Raw genomic sequence first — 16,430 nt, forward strand, 5'->3', positions numbered from 1 at the left:
CCATCAGGGGGTGGCGAGCCCCAGCCGGCGCAGTGTCGCGGCCTTGAGGCGGCTGTCCTCGCGCAGGTGCCGTTCGAAGTCGGCGGCGGGGCGGAAGTCCACCACCTGGTTCGCGCGGCGGGCCCAGTCCTGGTAGCGCGGCGAGGCCACGGCCTGCCGGCACGCGCCCTCCAGCCGCTGCACCACCGCGTCGGGCGTGCGGGCCGGCACCAGCACGCCGCCGAAGCTGGCCTGCACCACGTCCACGCCCGCTTCCTGGAGCGTCGGCACCTCGGCGAAGGCGGGATGGCGCCGGTCGGCATAGACGGCCAGCAGGCGCAGCGCGCCGCTGCCCAGCTGCCCGGTGATGGAACTCACCAGCACCGCGCCGAAGCCCAGGCGCCCGGCCATCAAGTCCTGCAGCATCGGCGCGTCGCCCTTGTAGGGCACATGCGTCAGGCTGACGTGCGCCACCGCCTCGATGTCCGCCGTGCCCAGGTGCGGGATGGAGCCCGTGCCCGAAGTGCCGTAGCTGATGGCGCCCGGCTCACGGCGCGCCGCGGCCAGCAGATCGGCCACCGTGCGCCAGGGCGAGGCCGCCGGCACCGCGATGGCGAAGATGTTGTCGAACACTTGGCACACGGGCCGGAAGCTGTCGAGCCCGTAGTTCAGCCGGAGCCGGTGCGGTTCGCTCGACAGCGGTACCGCTGGCGTGAAGGCCAGCGTGTAGCCATCGGGCCGGGCCGCTGCCACCGCGTTCAGGCCGATGGTGCCGGCCGCGCCTTCGCGGTTGCTCACGACCACCGACTGGCCCAGGGGCTCGGCCAGTGCCTCGGCGAGGTTGCGGGCGTTGAGGTCCAGCCCGCCCCCGGCCGCGAAGGGCACCACCATCTGCAGGGGCCGCTGGGGAAACTCCTGCGCCGGGGCGCCGAGCGAAAGGGCGGCCAGCAGCAGGCCGAGGGCGGCCCGCGCGCCGCGATGCAGCACGTCGTTCATGGGCGCGCCGCCCTCACTCGTCGCGGATGCCGTTGCGCAGCACGCCGATGGCGTCGACCTCGATCTCGCACACGTCGCCCGGCTTCATGAACACGGGCGGCGTGCGCTTGTTGCCCACGCCGCCGGGCGTGCCGGTGACGATCACGTCGCCCGGCTCCAGCGGGATGAAAGTGGAGATGTAGGCGATCTGGCGCGGGATGCTGTGCACCATCATGTCGGTGGTGGCGCGCTGCATCTCCTGGCCATTGAGGCGCGTGACCAGCGTCATCTTCTGATCGGGCGCGATCTCGTCGGACGTCACCAGCCAGGGGCCGAAGGCGCCGGTCTTCCAGAAGTTCTTGCCAGGCGCCCACTGCGAGGTGTGCAGTTGCCAGTCGCGCACGCTGCCGTCGTTGTAGCAGCTGTAGCCAGCGATGTGCGACCACGAGTCCGCCTCGCTGATGTGCCGCCCGCCTTTGCCGATGACGATGGCGATCTCACCTTCGTAGTCGAGGCGCTCGGAGGCTCGGGGCCGCACGATGTCCTCGCCATGGGCCAGCTGCGAGTCGGCCACGCGCAGGAAGATCACCGGCTTCTCGGTCTCGGTCTTGCCGGTCTCGCGGATGTGCTCGCCGTAGTTCAGGCCGATGCAGAAGATCTTGCCGGGGTTGGGGATCACCGGCAGCAGTTGCACCTCCGACAGCGGCAGCGTGGCGCGGGCGGCCTCGACATGGGCGGCGGCCTGCGATGCCAGGCCTGCAGCGATGAAGGCCTTGAGGTCCGGCGCCTGCGCGCCGAACACCGCATGCAGGTCGACGACGCGGTCGCCGACGACGGCGCCATAGCCGTCCTGGCCGTTGTACTGGTAGCTGATGAGTCTCATGGGGATTCCTAGGGAAGGAGAGGGGTGGGTGCTAGGCCAGCCGACCTCCGATCCGCGTCGCGGCCTCGGTGATCAGACGGACCATCTTTTCAAGGTCGACGATCGCCAGGCGCGAGGTATCGAACACGAGGGAGATGGCGGCCCAGGCGCCGCCATCCGACTTGAGAATGGGCGCGGCCACGGCCGCCAGCTGGGGCTCCAGCTCGCCCTTGGAGACATAGTGGCCCGCCTTGCGGATGGCCGCGAAGTGGCGCCGGAACTCGGCCCAGTCGCCGGGCAGGCCGCAGCGCATGGCCTCGTCGCGCCGGGCGTCGAACAGCTTCCTGAGCGGTGCCGTGCCCAGCGTGGCGAGCAGCACCTTGGGCGCGGCCCCCTGGAACAGCGGCCGCGGCCGGCCGCGCGTGTAGGCCAGCGTGGCGGGGGTGCCGCCCATCTCGCGGTGCGTGTCCAGCACCTGCTGGCCGAAGGCCTCGGTCACCACGCAGTCGAAGCCGGTGGCATCGACCAGCTCGCGCAACACGGGCAGGCCCACCTTGAGCACCGGGTCGGCGCGGCGGATGTAGTGGTCCAGCAGGATGATGCGCGGGCCCAGCGCGTAGTGCGAATCCTCCACGCGCTGCAGCAGGCCCACCTGCAGCAGCTGGCGCACATAGCGGTAGCTGGTGGGCAGCGAGACGTCCAGCGCCTTGGCGATGTCCTCGGCGGTGCGGGTGACGTGGTGGTCGTCGAAGAGGTCGAGCACGCCCAGCATGCGTTCCAGGCTGGACGAGGACGAAGGGTCGGACAAGGTGGGGCCCCGGGGTGTGGGTCGTCATGGCGCCACCGGGAGGTACTGGGAGATGCGGTCCAGCTCGGAGCCCGTGCGCGCCACGCCGACGATGTAGCGGTCGGGCCGTAGTATCACGGCGCCCGCCTGGTGGCTGCGCAGCCAGTCCGCCAGCGGCGGGTCGGGCTCGTCGATGACCAGGGCCTGGCTGCGGGCCCAGCGCTCGGCGGTGCCGGGCGCCGCGGCGGCGAGCAGTTCGCGCTGGCCGATCACGGCGCTGCGGCGGCCCAGCAGCTCGTCCAGCAGCCGGCCGTCGGCCAGCCGCGGCTGGGGAAAGGGCCGGCCCGCCAGGTCCTGCTGGAGGGCGTCGAAGGCGCCGGCGCCGAGCAGCTGCGGTGGCAGCTCGAAGACCTCCGGCCCGCCGCTGGCGAAGCGCGCGTCGCGCTCGGCCGCGGCGGCCGGGTCGGTGGTCTGGATGATGTCGCCCAGACGCACGGCCAGCTCGATGAGGCCGCGCACATGCGGTTTGCGCTCAGATTCGTAGGTGTCCAGCAGGGCGTCGGGCGCGCGACCGGCGAGCACCGCGTCCAGCTTCCAGGCCAGGTTGGCGGCATCGCGGATGCCCGCGCACATGCCCTGGCCCAGAAAGGGCGGCGTCTGGTGGCAGGCATCGCCGGCTAGCAGCAGCCGGCCCTGGCGCCAGCCGTCGGCGATCACCGAATGGAAGGTGTAGATGGCGGCGCGCTCCAGCCGCGCCTGATCGGGCCGCACCCAGGGTGCGACCAGCTTCCACAGGTTCTCGGGCTGCACCAGGGCCTCGCGATCGTCGCCGGGCAGCACCATGATCTCCCAGCGGCGGCGGTTGCCCACCACGTTGCAGTAGGTCATGGGCCGGCGCGGGTCGCAGTGCTGCACGGTGTGCGGCGGCAGGTCCACCGGCTCGGTGAGCACCACGTCGAACACCAGCCAGGGCTGGCGCAGGCCCAGGTCCACCATCGGGCTGCCCATGTGCTGGCGCACCGGCGAGCGGGCGCCGTCGCAGCCGACCACCCAGCGGGCGCGGGCCTCGAAGCTGCCGCCGTCGCCGCCCTGACAGCCGTGCAGCGTGGCGCCTTCGCTGTCCACGTCGATGGCGCTCAGGGCGGCGCCCAGCCGCACGTGCACGTTCGGAAAGCGTGCCAGGCCATCGCGCAGCACGGCCTCCAGCTCGGGCTGGTGGAAGTAGTAGTTGTTGGCGCCGCCGTGCGGCCCCAGCGCCGCGGTGCCGCCGCGGATCAGCAGCGTCTGGCCCGCCGCATTGACGAAGTGCATGCCCTGCGTGCCGGGCCGCGAGATGGCCAGCACCGGCTCGCGCAGGCCCGCCGCCTGGAAGATGCGCAGCACCTCGCCGTCGTAATGGATGGCCCGCGGCAGGGGAAAGATGTCGCGTTCCTTCTCGACCACCAGCACCGAGCGCCCGGCGGCCCCCAGCAGGTTGGCCAGCGTGGCGCCCGTGGGGCCCAGCCCCACGATGGCCACGTCGTACACGGGCGCCGGCTCAGCCATGCTGGTCTTCCTGCATGCGGCGGGCGACGTCGGCCTGCCATTGCGCCCGGCTCATGAATTTGGGAAAGCGCTTCGCGATGGCCTCGGCCTGCGCCAGGATGGCCTCGCCGCTCTGGGCGAGGTCGATGGGCTCGCGCAGCGGCTGTTCGCAGTACCAGGGCGTGTCCATGAACAGCTCCAGCCGGTTGCCCTCCGGGTCGCGGCAGTAGACCGAGACCGCATTGCCGTGCGTCACCGGCAGCATCTCGCTCGCGCCCTCGGCCAGCAGCCGGTCATGGAAGGCGCGCAGCGTCGCCACGTCGGGCACCCGGAAGGACAGCTGGTTGACCACGTTGAAGGCCATGTCCGCCGGCCGGCCGGTGGCCAGCACCAGCTGATGGTGCTCGCTGGGGTCGCGGCTCAGGAAGACCAACTGCACCGGGCCCAGGTTGCCCGCGTCGGTCTGGGTGAAGCGCAGGGCGCGCTTGTAGAAGCCGGCCATGCGGGCCAGGTCGGTGACGTACAGGCCGATGTGGCTGAACTGCAATTGCAACGGTTGGGGAGGGGTCAACTTTGTCTCCAGGCGAGAACGAAAGACCTTGTCGGTCCTTCGATGGATTGAATGTTATTGTCATTATCGTATTTTGACAATAAACAATGTGTTCGTATGATTCGGGCCCGTGCAATCGGCACGCGTTCGCAAACGGAGACATTCATGACCATCCTCAAGAGGCTCGCCGCCGGCGCGGCCGCCCTGCCGCTCGTCGCTGCCCTGGCCCTGGCGCCCACCGGTGCGGGCGCCCAACCCGACTACCCATCCAAGCCGGTGCGCATCATTGCCCCCTTCCCCGCGGGCAGCGGCCCCGACGCCAACGCCCGCGAGCTGGCCGCGGAGCTGACCAAGATCCTGGGCCAGTCCTTCTATGTGGAGAACCGTCCGGGTGCCTCCAACATCATTGGCACCGAGGTGGCGGCCAAGGCCGCCAACGACGGCTACTCGCTCTACATCGGCACCACCAGCTCGCTGTCGGTCGTGCCGCACCTCTACGGCAAGCTGCCCTTCAATGCCGAGCGCGACTTCGCGCCCATCAGCCTGCTGGGCGTGCTCAACACGGGGCTGATCGCCACGCCGTCGGTGCCGGCCAAGGACGCGCGCGAGCTGGTCGCCCAGCTCAAGGCCAAGCCCGATTCGGTCACCGTGGCCACGCAGGGCATCGGCAGCTATTCGCACCTGTCGGCCGTGTGGTTCAACAGCGTGGCGGGCGTGAAGTCGAACCTGGTGCCCTACAACAGCAACAGCCCCTACGCCGACCTGCTGGCAGGGCAGATCCAGCTGATGTTCGACGGCCTGCCTGCGGCGGCCACCAACGTGCAGGCCGGCAAGCTCAAGCTGCTGGCCATCACCGGACGCGAGCGGCATCCGAGCTTTCCCAACGTGCCGACCTTCGCCGAGCAGGGCCTGCCCGACTACGCGCCCATCGCCTGGCAGGGGCTGCTCGCGCCGGCCGGCACGGCGCCCGCCATCCTGGAGAAGCTGAGCGCCGCCATGGCCAAGGTCTGCCAGTCGCCTGAGCTGGCCAAGAAGTGGCGCGACTACGGCGGTGAGCTGCGCTGCAACACGCCCGCCGAATTCACCGCCTTCATCCAGGCCGACCGTGCCATGTGGGGCAAGGTGGTGCGCGCCGCGGGCGTGAAGCTGGACTGAGGGCGGGCAGGGCCGGGCCCGTCGGGCCGGGCCTGAGGATCGGCGCGCGGCCACGCATCCTCCGGCATGCAGCGCCGCAGCGCAGCGCAACGAAGCCGGGACGGCCTCGGCACTGAGGGAGCTGATGCCGCCGAAGGGGGCTGCGTCAGATGGCACGGTGCTTGCATCACATCATGTATCCAAGAATGGATGCCTGAACATGGTGCACGAAGCCTCTACCCCCGACGCCCTGACCCGCCCCTTCGCGGCCGCGGGTTCCGCCAAGGTGCCCGCGCCGCAGCCTGCCCCGGATGGCCGGCCCGAAGCGGCCTGGATCAGCCGCCCGGCCACGCCCATCGCCGGTGCGGCCACCGGCCCGCTCGCCGGCCTGCGCTTCGCGGTCAAGGACAACATCGACGTCGCCGGCCTGCCCACCACCGCCGCCTGCCCGGCCTTCGCCTATGCGCCCGACGCGCACGCCACCGTGGTGCAGCGCCTGCTCGCGGCCGGTGCGTCGGTGGCGGGCAAGACCAACCTCGACCAGTTCGCCTGCGGGCTCAACGGCAGCCGCTCGCCCTACGGCGCGGTGCCCAACAGCTTCGATGCGCGCTACGTGTCGGGCGGCTCCAGCTCGGGCTCGGCCTATGCGGTGGCCACGGGGCAGGTGGACTTCTCGCTGGGCACCGACACCGCCGGCTCCGGCCGCGTGCCGGCGGGGCTCAACAACATCGTGGGCCTCAAGCCCAGCAAGGGCCTCATCAGCGCGAAGGGCGTGGTGCCGGCGGCGCAGAGCGTGGACTGCGTCTCCATCTTCGCGTCCACCGTGGCGCTGGCCGCGCGGGTGCTGGCCTGCGCCATGGGGCCGGACGCGGGCGATCCGTACTCGCGCCGACTCGAGCTCGCGCGCACGCCGCTGCCCGCGCGCTTTCGCTTCGGCGTGCCGCGGCCGCTGGAATTCCACGGCGACGCGCTGGCCGCTGCCGCCTTCGAGCGCGCCATCGCGCAGCTGCGTGAGCTGGGCGGCGAGCCGGTGCCGGTCGACTATGGCCCGCTGGCCCGCGCCGCGGGCCTTCTCTACGACAGCGCGCTGGTGGCCGAGCGCTATGCCGCCGTGCGGCCCTTCTTCGACGAACACGAGGACGCGGTGATCGAGCCCGTGCGCGGCATCCTGGCGCGCGGACGCAGCTTCGATGCGGCCGACCTCGTCGATGCGCAGACGCAGCTGCATGCGCTCGGCCAGCAGGCCGCCGCCCTGTGGGCCGGCATCGACGTGCTGCTGGTGCCCACCGCGCCCACGCACTGCACGCTGGACGCCATGCGCGCCGAGCCGGTGCGGCGCAACAGCGAGCTGGGCCACTACACCAACTTCGTCAACCTGCTGGACTACGCGGCCCTGTCGGTGCCGGCCAGCCTGCGGCCCGATGGCCTGCCCTTCGGCGTGACCTTCATCGGGCCCTGCGGCAGCGACTTCCGCCTGGCCGAGCTGGGCCAGCGCTTCCACCACGCCACCGGCCTGCCGATGGGTGCCACCGGCGGGCCGCTGCCCGCGCCCGAGCCGCCGGTCTGGCCGCCGCTGGCCCAGGGCGAGGGCATGCCCATCGCCGTGGTCGGCGCCCACCTCACGGACATGCCGCTCAACCACCAGCTCATCGCACGCGGGGCCGTGCTGGTCGAGGCCACCACCACCGCGCCGCACTACCGCCTGTATGCCCTGCCGGGCACCACGCCGCCCAAGCCCGGCCTGCAGCGCGAGCCCGGCAACGGTGTGCCCATCGCCCTCGAGGTGTGGAACGTGCCGCGCGCCGAGGTCGGCGCCTTCCTGGCGCAGATCCCGCCGCCGCTGGGCCTGGGCAGCGTCGAGCTGGTCGATGGGCGCTGGGTGCACAGCTTCATCTGCGAGGCCCATGCGCTGCAGGGCGCCGAGGACGTCAGTGCGCATGGCGGCTGGCGTGCCTACATCGCCTCGCGCGGCGCCTGAGCCAGCCGCGACCCACGCACACCGCCTTCCCTCCCTTCGTCGTTCCGCCCTTCCTTTCGTTCGTTCGTCCGCAGGAGTCTTCGCATGAGCCACACGTCGTCCTTCCGTCCCTCCCGCCGCCATGTGCTGCAGGCCGGCGGTGCCGCCCTCGGCGCACTGGCCGCGCCCGCCATCGTGCGTGCGCAGGGCGGGCCCAAGCTGCGCATCGGCTACTGGCCGGTGGCCGCAGGCCTGCCCTTCTTCGCGGCGGTGGAGAAGGGCTACTTCAAGGAAGCCGGCCTGGACGTGGAGCCGCTCAAGTTCGCCGGCGCCCAGCAGGTGATGGAGGCCATGCTCTCCGGCCGCTCAGACGGCAGCGCCAACGGCACCGGCAGCGCCAATCTGGGCATCGGCGAGATCGCGCAGCCCGGCCTGTTCAAGATCTTCTGCACCAACCCCAGCAACGCCAAGTACGTGCTGGAGGAGTTCCTGGTGCCCAAGGACAGTCCGGTCAAGAGCGTGGCCGAGCTCAAGGGCAAGCGCGTGGCCTCGGGCCCCGGCATCCAGAACGTGACGCTGGCCAAGACCATGCTGGAGCGTGCCGGCGCCGGCGCCATCAACGTGACCGAGCTGCCCATCGGCCAGCATGTGGCGGCGCTCGCGGCGGGCCAGATCGACGCCGTCTACACCCTGGAGCCCACCGGCACCGTGGGCCGGCTCAACGGCACCACGCGCGTGCTCGAAGCCGGCGTGGTGGCCCACTACATCCTGGGCGACCCGATGGCCCCGTGGCACGGCGGCTCGGCCAGCCTGACCACCGAATTCATCAAGAAGAACCCCGACGTCGCCAGGAAGTACATCGCCGCCTACAAGCGCGGCATCGAGCTGGTGCGCAACAACCCGGCCGAGGCGCGGCAGTACATGAAGGGCTACACCGCCATCGAAGGCGCCCTCACCAACGAGGTGCCGCTGGCCTCGTACATGCTGCACGACGAGTTCAAGCCGGCCGATATCGCGTACTTCCAGAAGTTCTTCGACCTGTTTACCGAGAAGGGCATCTTCGAGAAGAAGGTGGCGGTGGACGGGCTGCTGTACCGGGGCTGAGTGCCATGAACGCGCCATCCTCCGCCGCGGCGGGCGCCTGGAAACCGCCCGCCACCGACGTCGCGCCCGCGCTGCCCCGGCCGCCGGTGTGGAACAAGCTGCTGCCGGCCATCGGGCCCCTTGCCCTGTTCGTGCTGTGGGACCTGGTGGTGCGGCTGGGCTTCATCAAGCCCATCCTGCTGCCGCCGCCGCTGGCCACCTTCCAGACGCTGATCACGGGTCTGGCGGGCGGGCCATTGCTCAACGACTTCCTGGTCACGGTGTGGCGCACGCTGGAGGCCTTCCTGATCGCCGCGGCCGTCGGCATGCCGCTGGGCGTGCTGCTGGGCAGCAACGAGAAGGCGTACCGCAGCGTGGAGTTTTTGATCGACTTCTTCCGTTCCACGCCGTCTTCGGCGCTGATCCCGCTGTTCCTGATGATCTTCGGCACCTCGGACATCAACAAGGTCGCCATCGCCGCCTTCGGTGCCATGCTGATCGTCGTGTTCAACAGCGCCTACGGCGTCATCAACGCCCGCAAGCAGCGGGTGATGGCGGCCAAGGTGATGGGCGCCACGCGCTGGCAGATCTTCAAGGACGTGCTGGTGTGGGAAAGCCTGCAGCCCAGCTTCGTCGGCCTGCGCTCGGCCGTGTCGATGGCGCTGGTGATCGTCATCGTGGCCGAGATGTTCATCGGCGCCGACAGCGGCCTGGGCAACCGGATCATCAATTCGCAGCAGGTGCTGAACGTGAAGAGCATGTACGCCAGCATCCTGGCGGCCGGTGCGCTGGGCTACGCGCTCAACGTGCTGTTCCTGGTCATCGAGCGCCGTATCGTCCATTGGAGCGGAAGATGAACGCCGTCCTCAACGCCCCCGTCGTCGCCGATGTGCCGATGCCCAAGTTCCGCCCCGGTCCCGCCGGCACGCACATCACCATCCGCGGGCTGACCAAGTACTTCGCCGGCTGGCCGCTGTACGAGGACTTCGACCTCGACATTCCCAAGCACAAGATCGTCTCGGTCTTCGGACCCAACGGCTGCGGCAAGAGCACGCTGATCAACATGATCGCGGGGCTGATCCCCATCGACCGCGGCGAGATCCTGTTCGACGGCAAGTCGCTCAAGGACACCAAGATCGGCTACGTGTTCCAGAACTACCGCGAAGCGATGTTCCCGTGGATGCGCACCATCGACAACATCGCCTATCCGCTCAAGCTGGAAGGCCGAAGCAAAGCCGAGGTGGACCGCCGCATGGAAGAGCTGGTGGCCAGCTTCGACGTCAAGTTCGACCTGAACCGCTTTCCCTACGAGCTCTCCGGCGGCCAGCAACAGACGGCTTCGATCATGCGGGCCCTGGCGCCCGGGCCCGAGGTGCTGTTCCTGGACGAGCCCTTCTCGGCGCTGGACTTCGAGATGACGCTGTTCATCCGCGAGAAGCTGCAGGAGGTGTTCATGCAGACGGGCACCACCATGCTGCTGGTCTCGCACGACCTGGAAGAGGCGGTGTACCTGGCCGACGAGGTGCTGCTGCTGACCAAGCGGCCCACGCGGGTGGCCGAGATCTTGCGTTACGACGATCCGCGCCCGCGCACTGTGGAGACGCTGAGCCAGCCCAGCTTCGTGGCCACGAAGAAGCAGAGCCTCGAGATCTTCCAGCGTGAAGTCCGACGCTGATCCACCGCCAACGAGCCGCCCATGACGCCTCAACAGATCGAGACCTATGTGGACGCCGCCGCCGCGGCGCTGGACCTGCCGCTCGCGCCCGAACATCGGCCGGGCGTGCTGCGCTACTTCGCGCTCGCTGCCGACATGGCGGCGCTGACCGAGGCCGTCGACCTCGCGCCGCACGACGAATCGGCGCTGCGCTTCGATCCGGTGGCGCCGGGGACACAGGCATGAGCGCTACGAAGCCCTGGTTCGAGGCGGACGCCGCCACCATCGCCGCCGCGGTGCATGCGGGCACGGCCAGCGCCACTGCCGTGGTGCAGTCCGCCCTGGACCGGATCGCCGCCACCGAGGGCCGCGTCAACGCCTTCACCGCCGTGACGCGCGAGCGCGCCCTGCAGCGCGCCGGCGCGATCGACGCGCTGCCGGCCGAGGCCCGGGCCGCGCTGCCGCTGGCCGGCGTGCCGGTGGCCGTGAAGAACCTGTTCGACGTCGCGGGCCTGCCCACGCTGGCCGGCTCGAAGATCGAGCGCGAGGCGCCGCCCGCCAGCGTCGACGCCCTGCTGCTGCGCCGCCTCGAAGCTGCGGGCGCCGTGCTGGTGGGCGCACTCAACATGGACGAGTACGCCTACGGCTTCACCACCGAGAACTCGCACGAGGGCCCCACGCGCAATCCGCACGACCTGTCGCGCATCGCCGGTGGCTCCTCCGGCGGCAGCGGCGCCGCGGTGGCGGCCGGGCAGGTGCCGATCACGCTGGGCTCGGACACCAACGGCTCCATCCGCGTGCCGGCCTCGCTGTGCGGCGTGTACGGCCTCAAGCCCACCTTCGGCCGGCTGCCGCGCACCGGCAGCTATCCCTTCGTCAGCAGCCTGGATCACCTGGGCCCCTTCGCCCGCTCGGTGCGCGACCTGGCCCTGGCCTACGACGCGATGCAGGGACGGGAGGAGGGCGCCCCCGGCGACCCGGGCTGTGCCCAGCGCCCCGTCGAGCCGGTGATCGGCACGCTGCCGCAGGGCATCGCCGGCCTGCGCATCGGCGTGCTGGGCGGCTGGTTCGCGCGCAATGCCTTGCCCGAGGCGCAGGCCGCGGTCGCCCGCGTGGCCGAGGCCCTGGGCGCCACGCGCACCGTCGAACTGCCGCTGGTCGAGGCTGGCCGCGCCGCCGCCTTCCTCCTCACCAACGCCGAAGGCGCAGCCCTGCACCTGCCCGACCTGCGCCGCCGCGCGCAGGACTTCGAGCCGCTGTCGCGCGACCGCTTCCTGGCCGGCGCGCTGCTGCCCGCCGCCTGGGTCACGCGGGCCCAGCGCGTGCGACGCCGCTATGCCGAGGCCGTGGCCACGCTGATGCAGGACTTCGACCTGCTGCTCGCGCCGGCCACGCCCTGTTCGGCCACGCCCATCGGCACCGAATGGCTGGAGCTCGACGGCCGCCGCCAGCCGCTGCGGCCCAGCTTCGGTGCGCTCACGCAGCCCATCTCCTGCATCGGCCTGCCGGTGTGCGCCGTGCCCGTGTGGGGTGCCCATGCGACGCTGCCGGTGGGCGTGCAGCTGATTGCCGCCCCCTGGCGCGAAGACCTTGCCCTGCGCGCCGCCGCCGCCCTGGAGGCCGCGGGCGTCACGCAGGCGCCCGTCGCCCTGCTGCCCTGATTTCGTTGTCCACCCTTTCCCTCACCCAACCTTCCGCTGGAGCTTTTCGCATGACCGCCTTCAATCGCCGCGAATCCCTCAAGACCTTGGCCGCCCTCGGCGCCGCCGGCAGCCTGGGCCCCCTGGCCTGGGCCCAGAAACCGCTGACCGTGGGCGTGATCTACGTCGGCCCGCGCGACGACTACGGCTACAACCAGGCCCACGCCCAGGCCGCGGCCGAGCTCAAGAAGCTGCCCGGCGTGAAGGTGGTCGAGGAAGAGAACGTGCCCGAGACCGCCGCCGTCCAGAAGACCATGACCGGCATGATCCAGCAGGACGGCGCCTCGCTGCTCTTCCCCACCTCCTTCGGCTACTTCGACCCGCACATCCTGGCGCTGGCGCCCAAGTACCCCGACGTGCGCTTCTCGCACTGCGGCGGCCTGTGGACCGAGAAGAACCCCAAGAACGTGGGCAGCTTCTTTGGCTACATCGACGAGTGCCAGTTCCTCAACGGCGTGATCGCGGGCCACATGAGCAAGAGCGGCAAGATCGCCTTCGTGGCCGCCAAGCCCATTCCGCAGGTGCTGCGCAACATCAACGCCTTCACGCTGGGCGCGCGTTCGGTCAAGCCGGGCATCACCTGCCATGTGATCTTCACCGGCGACTGGTCCATGGCCGTGAAGGAGGCCGAGGCCACCAATAGCCTGGCCGACCAGGGCTGCGATGTGTTCACCATGCATGTGGACGGCCCCAAGGTGGTGGTGGAGACCGCCGCCAAGCGCGGCAAGATGGTCTGCGGCTACCACGCCAGCCAGGCCAAGCTGGCGCCCAATGCCTACCTCACGGGCGCGGAGTGGAACTGGCTCACCGCCTACAAGACCATCCTCGAAGCCGCCCAGGCCGGCAAGCCGCATCCCAACTTCCTGCGCGGCGGCCTGAAGGAAGGCTACGTCAAGACTTCCGCCTACGGCCCCATGGTGACCGACGCCGCCAAGAAGCAGGCCGACGACACCAAGGCCAAGATGGTCGCGGGCAGCTTCGACATCTTCAAGGGCCCGCTCAAGGACAACAAGGGCAAGGAAGTCATCGCCGCCGGCCAGGTGCAGAAGCAGACCGATCTCAAGCTCGAGCAGATGAACTACCTGGTCGAAGGCGTGGTCGGCTCGGTCTGAGTCCGGCGCTGCACAAGGAAAACCTGCCATGCGATCCATGGGCCAGGACTTGGCGCTGCCGGTGCTCAGCATCGCGGCCGCAGTGGCGCTGTTCGGCGTCTTTGCGGCCGTGGCGGCGGGCAGCTCGCCGCCCGAGGTGTGGGCGGTGCTCTACCAGGGCGCCTTCGGCAGCTGGTTCTCGTGGCAGAACACGCTGCAGCGCGCGGCGCCGCTGATGCTCACCGCCCTGTGCGTGGCGCTGCCGGCGCGCGCCGGGCTGGTCATCATCGGCGGCGAGGGCGCGCTGGTGCTGGGCGGTCTGGGCGCGGCGGCGCTGCCCTATGCCGTGGCGCTGCCGGAGAACCTCTTCGGCACCGTGGCCGTGTGCCTGGCCGGCATGGTGGCCGGCGCGCTGTGGATCATGCTGGCGGGTGCGCTGCGCCAGTACCGCGGCATCAACGAGACGATCAGCAGCCTGCTGCTGGCCTATGTGGCCATCGGCCTGTTCAAGCACCTGGTCGAAGGGCCGCTGCGCGATCCGGCCAGCCTGAACAAGCCCTCGACCAATGCCCTGGCCGAGGGCCTGCGCATCGGCGGCATCGCGGGCAGCGACGTGCACTGGGGCCTGGCCCTGGGCGTGGCGGCCTGCGTGGTGCTGGCGCTGTGGCTGCGCTGGACGCCCACCGGCTTCTCGGTGCGGGTGGTCGGCGGCAATCCGCGCGCCGCGCAACTGGTGGGCCTGCCGGCCACGCGGCTGGTGCTGCTGGCCTGCGCGCTGGGCGGCGCCTGCGCGGGCCTGGCCGGCGCGGTGGAGGTGGCGGCTGTGCACACCAGCGCCAATGCCTCGCTGATCGCGGGCTATGGCTACGCGGGCATCCTGGTGGCCTTCATCGCGCGGCAGAACCCGCTGGCGGTGATTCCGGTGGCCATCCTATTCGGCGGCTTCGGCGCGGCGGGCAGCCTGCTGCAGCGCCGGCTGGGCCTGCCCGATGCCTCGGTGCTGGTGCTGCAGGGCATCGCCTTCGTGCTCATCCTGGCCAGCGAGGCGCTGCGCGGGCGCGACTGGCTCACACCCTTGCGCCGGCTGCGCAGCGACAAGGCGGCACCGGCCCTCAAGGAGGCGCAACCATGACCGCCGACATGCTGACCGCCTTCGTCGCCGCCATCGTGGGCGGAGCGCTACGCGTGGGCACACCTTTCCTCTTCGTGAGCCTGGGCGAGTGCCTGACCGAGAAGTCGGGTCGCATCAACCTGGGGCTCGAAGGCGTGCTGGTGCTGTCGGCCATGGCGGCTTTCGGCGGCGCGTACCTCACCGGCTCGGCCTGGGTGGGCGTGCTCGTGGGCGCCCTGGCTGGTGCGCTGCTGGCGCTGCTGCACGGCCTGCTGTGCTCGCTGCGCGGCGTCAACGACGTGGCCACCGGCATCGCGCTGATGCTGCTGGGCACGGGCCTGGCCTTCTACCTGGGCAAGCCGCTGATCCAGCCGCAGGCGCCGCAGATCCCGGCGCTGCCGCTGGGCGACTGGAGCAGCAATGCGGCGGTACGTGCGGCCTTGCAGGTCAATGCACTGGTGCCGCTGGGCCTGCTGCTGGCCGGCCTGCTGTGGTGGGGCTTCGCGCGGACCCGCGCCGGCCTGCTGGTGCGGCTGGCCGGCGATTCGGCCGATGCGGCGCGGGCGCTGGGCTATTCGGTGTCGGCGCTGCGCATCGCGGCCACCACCGCGGGCGGTGCCATCGCGGGGCTGGGCGGCGCCTCGCTCACGCTGTTCTACCCGGGCAGCTGGAACGAGGGCATCTCCAGCGGCCAGGGCCTGATCGCCGTGGCGCTGGTGATCTTCGCGCGCTGGAGCCCGCTGCGCTGCGTGGGCGCGGCCCTGCTCTTCGGCGGTGCCGGGGCCGTGGGGCCGGCGCTGCAGTCCATCGGCATCGGTTGGGGCTACCACCTCTTCAACACCGTGCCCTATGTGCTCACGCTCCTCATCCTGGTGGCCTCGTGCCGGCCCGGGCAGGTGGCGGCGGGCAGTCCCGGCGAGCTCTCTTCCAAATGAACAGCGGAACAAGGAGTCATCCATGAGCGGACTCGGCGGTCTGAACAAATCGGCCCACGGCGTGGTGGTGGGCTTGGTGCAGCTGCAGCTGCCGGTGGTCGCCACGCGCGAGCAACTGGCGGCGCAGACGCAGCGCATCTGCGAGCTGGTGGGCAAGGCCCGCCGCAACCAGCAGACCATGGACCTGGTGGTGTTTCCGGAATACGCGCTGCACGGCCTGTCGATGGACACCAATCCCGAGATCATGTGCAGCCTGGACGGCCCCGAGGTGGCGGCCTTCCGCGCCGCCTGCGTGGAGCACCGCATCTGGGGCTGCTTCTCCATCATGGAGGCCAACCCGGACGGCAATCCGTACAACAGCGGTCTCGTCATCGACGACCAGGGCGCCATCCGCCTGTACTACCGCAAGCTGCATCCCTGGGTGCCGGTGGAGCCCTGGGAGCCCGGCAACCTGGGCGTGCCGGTGTGCGACGGCCCCAATGGCAGCAAGCTGGCGCTCATCATCTGCCACGACGGCATGTTCCCGGAGATGGCGCGCGAGGCCGCTTACAGGGGCGCCGAGATCATCCTGCGCACGGCCGGCTACACCGCGCCCATCCGCCATGCCTGGAAGATCACCAACCAGGCCAACGCCTTCTGCAACCTGGCCTACACCGCCAGCGTCTGCATGTGCGGCAGCGACGGCACCTTCGACTCGATGGGCGAGGGCATGTTCTGCAGCTTCGACGGCACCGTGATGGTGGAGGGCGGCGGCCGCCCCGACGAGATCATCACCGCCGAGCTGCGGCCCGACCTGGTGCGTGAGGCACGCACCGGCTGGGGCGTGGAGAACAACATCTACCAGCTCTATCACCGCGGCTACGTGGCGGTGAAGGGTGGCGCGCAGGACTGTCCCTACACCTACATGCACGACATGGCCGCCGGCCGCTACCGCCTGCCCTGGAGCGACAAGGTGCAGGTGACCGACGGCACAGGCTTCGGCTTCGCGCCGCCGGTGCGCTTCTACGGCGGCGCAGGCAGCCATCCGCTGGTGCCGGCGCCCACGCCGCCGGTGCCCGACAAGGAACGTCTCAAGACCCTGGACTGAC

General features: G+C 70.7%; 16 protein-coding genes. 11 read left to right on the forward strand and 5 right to left on the reverse strand.

The features are described 5' to 3' along the window. Positions 1-3: 3 nt before the first annotated feature. From ABIC63_RS17465 to ABIC63_RS17485, 5 genes are read right to left on the reverse strand one after another with little or no spacing between them, the layout of a single operon-like run. Positions 4-975, reverse strand: coding sequence for a tripartite tricarboxylate transporter substrate binding protein (locus ABIC63_RS17465; RefSeq protein ID WP_354320715.1), 972 nt, complete (start codon positions 973-975; stop codon positions 4-6). A 13-nt stretch (positions 976-988) separates the two neighbouring features. Further along, on the reverse strand, positions 989-1,837 hold the full coding sequence (locus ABIC63_RS17470; protein ID WP_354320716.1) for a fumarylacetoacetate hydrolase family protein: 849 nt from the start codon (positions 1,835-1,837) through the stop codon (positions 989-991). 31 nt (positions 1,838-1,868) lie between these two features. Next, positions 1,869-2,624 (reverse strand): IclR family transcriptional regulator, encoded by a 756-nt coding sequence (locus ABIC63_RS17475; RefSeq protein WP_354320717.1) that lies wholly within the window; start codon positions 2,622-2,624, stop codon positions 1,869-1,871. A gap of 24 nt (positions 2,625-2,648) precedes the next feature. Further along, positions 2,649-4,148 carry a bifunctional 3-(3-hydroxy-phenyl)propionate/3-hydroxycinnamic acid hydroxylase MhpA gene (gene mhpA, locus ABIC63_RS17480; protein ID WP_354320718.1) on the reverse strand — a complete coding sequence of 500 codons (1,500 nt, stop codon included), beginning with the start codon at positions 4,146-4,148 and terminating at the stop codon, positions 2,649-2,651. Continuing rightward, entirely contained in the window at positions 4,141-4,698 is a 558-nt protein-coding gene (locus ABIC63_RS17485) for a VOC family protein (protein ID WP_354320719.1), read from the reverse strand. Before ABIC63_RS17485 ends, mhpA begins: the two co-directional genes overlap by 8 nt. A 144-nt stretch (positions 4,699-4,842) precedes the next feature. Between ABIC63_RS17485 and ABIC63_RS17490 the strand changes: the two genes are divergently transcribed. From ABIC63_RS17490 to ABIC63_RS17540, 11 genes are all read left to right on the forward strand, one after another. After that, complete coding sequence (locus tag ABIC63_RS17490; protein ID WP_294366556.1) at positions 4,843-5,832, forward strand: Bug family tripartite tricarboxylate transporter substrate binding protein; 990 nt, start codon at positions 4,843-4,845, stop codon at positions 5,830-5,832. A 199-nt stretch (positions 5,833-6,031) separates the two neighbouring features. Beyond that, complete coding sequence (atzF, locus tag ABIC63_RS17495; protein ID WP_354320720.1) at positions 6,032-7,789, forward strand: allophanate hydrolase; 1,758 nt, start codon at positions 6,032-6,034, stop codon at positions 7,787-7,789. 84 nt (positions 7,790-7,873) lie between these two features. Then, on the forward strand, positions 7,874-8,872 hold the full coding sequence (locus ABIC63_RS17500; RefSeq protein ID WP_354320721.1) for an ABC transporter substrate-binding protein: 999 nt from the start codon (positions 7,874-7,876) through the stop codon (positions 8,870-8,872). Positions 8,873-8,877: 5 nt separating this feature from the next. Further along, positions 8,878-9,708 carry an ABC transporter permease gene (locus tag ABIC63_RS17505; protein WP_354320722.1) on the forward strand — a complete coding sequence of 277 codons (831 nt, stop codon included), beginning with the start codon at positions 8,878-8,880 and terminating at the stop codon, positions 9,706-9,708. Further along, the gene (locus ABIC63_RS17510) at positions 9,705-10,526 is read left to right on the forward strand and encodes an ABC transporter ATP-binding protein (protein WP_354320723.1); all 822 of its coding nucleotides are present in this window, start codon (positions 9,705-9,707) and stop codon (positions 10,524-10,526) included. Before ABIC63_RS17505 ends, ABIC63_RS17510 begins: the two co-directional genes overlap by 4 nt. A 21-nt stretch (positions 10,527-10,547) precedes the next feature. Further along, entirely contained in the window at positions 10,548-10,751 is a 204-nt protein-coding gene (locus ABIC63_RS17515) for an AtzG-like protein (protein WP_354320724.1), read from the forward strand. Further along, positions 10,748-12,166, forward strand: a complete 1,419-nt coding sequence (locus tag ABIC63_RS17520) for an AtzE family amidohydrolase (protein ID WP_354320725.1) — start codon at positions 10,748-10,750, stop codon at positions 12,164-12,166. Before ABIC63_RS17515 ends, ABIC63_RS17520 begins: the two co-directional genes overlap by 4 nt. Before the next feature lie 50 nt (positions 12,167-12,216). After that, a complete protein-coding gene (locus ABIC63_RS17525) occupies positions 12,217-13,317 on the forward strand; it encodes a BMP family ABC transporter substrate-binding protein (protein WP_354320726.1) in 1,101 nt (366 codons plus the stop codon). Between the two features lie 28 nt (positions 13,318-13,345). Then, a complete protein-coding gene (locus ABIC63_RS17530) occupies positions 13,346-14,428 on the forward strand; it encodes an ABC transporter permease (RefSeq protein WP_294366583.1) in 1,083 nt (360 codons plus the stop codon). Then, positions 14,425-15,342, forward strand: a complete 918-nt coding sequence (locus ABIC63_RS17535) for an ABC transporter permease (protein ID WP_354320727.1) — start codon at positions 14,425-14,427, stop codon at positions 15,340-15,342. Before ABIC63_RS17530 ends, ABIC63_RS17535 begins: the two co-directional genes overlap by 4 nt. Before the next feature lie 22 nt (positions 15,343-15,364). Further along, on the forward strand, positions 15,365-16,429 hold the full coding sequence (locus ABIC63_RS17540) for a formamidase (protein WP_354320728.1): 1,065 nt from the start codon (positions 15,365-15,367) through the stop codon (positions 16,427-16,429). The last annotated feature ends 1 nt before the right edge of the window (position 16,430 follow it).

Source organism: Pseudacidovorax sp. 1753, from assembly GCF_040544975.1.
Classification (GTDB): Bacteria; Pseudomonadota; Gammaproteobacteria; order Burkholderiales; family Burkholderiaceae_C; genus Xenophilus.

What these genes read in the sequence shown, in the direction of transcription:
- ABIC63_RS17465 (WP_354320715.1), bottom strand. Translation starts at nt 975, where the DNA reads ATGAACGACGTGCTGCATCGCGGCGCGCGGGCCGCCCTCGGCCTGCTG.
- ABIC63_RS17470 (WP_354320716.1), bottom strand. Translation starts at nt 1,837, where the DNA reads ATGAGACTCATCAGCTACCAGTACAACGGCCAGGACGGCTATGGCGCC.
- mhpA (WP_354320718.1), bottom strand. Translation starts at nt 4,148, where the DNA reads ATGGCTGAGCCGGCGCCCGTGTACGACGTGGCCATCGTGGGGCTGGGC.
- ABIC63_RS17490 (WP_294366556.1), top strand. Translation starts at nt 4,843, where the DNA reads ATGACCATCCTCAAGAGGCTCGCCGCCGGCGCGGCCGCCCTGCCGCTC.
- atzF (WP_354320720.1), top strand. Translation starts at nt 6,032, where the DNA reads ATGGTGCACGAAGCCTCTACCCCCGACGCCCTGACCCGCCCCTTCGCG.
- ABIC63_RS17500 (WP_354320721.1), top strand. Translation starts at nt 7,874, where the DNA reads ATGAGCCACACGTCGTCCTTCCGTCCCTCCCGCCGCCATGTGCTGCAG.
- ABIC63_RS17505 (WP_354320722.1), top strand. Translation starts at nt 8,878, where the DNA reads ATGAACGCGCCATCCTCCGCCGCGGCGGGCGCCTGGAAACCGCCCGCC.
- ABIC63_RS17510 (WP_354320723.1), top strand. Translation starts at nt 9,705, where the DNA reads ATGAACGCCGTCCTCAACGCCCCCGTCGTCGCCGATGTGCCGATGCCC.
- ABIC63_RS17515 (WP_354320724.1), top strand. Translation starts at nt 10,548, where the DNA reads ATGACGCCTCAACAGATCGAGACCTATGTGGACGCCGCCGCCGCGGCG.
- ABIC63_RS17520 (WP_354320725.1), top strand. Translation starts at nt 10,748, where the DNA reads ATGAGCGCTACGAAGCCCTGGTTCGAGGCGGACGCCGCCACCATCGCC.
- ABIC63_RS17525 (WP_354320726.1), top strand. Translation starts at nt 12,217, where the DNA reads ATGACCGCCTTCAATCGCCGCGAATCCCTCAAGACCTTGGCCGCCCTC.
- ABIC63_RS17530 (WP_294366583.1), top strand. Translation starts at nt 13,346, where the DNA reads ATGCGATCCATGGGCCAGGACTTGGCGCTGCCGGTGCTCAGCATCGCG.
- ABIC63_RS17535 (WP_354320727.1), top strand. Translation starts at nt 14,425, where the DNA reads ATGACCGCCGACATGCTGACCGCCTTCGTCGCCGCCATCGTGGGCGGA.
- ABIC63_RS17540 (WP_354320728.1), top strand. Translation starts at nt 15,365, where the DNA reads ATGAGCGGACTCGGCGGTCTGAACAAATCGGCCCACGGCGTGGTGGTG.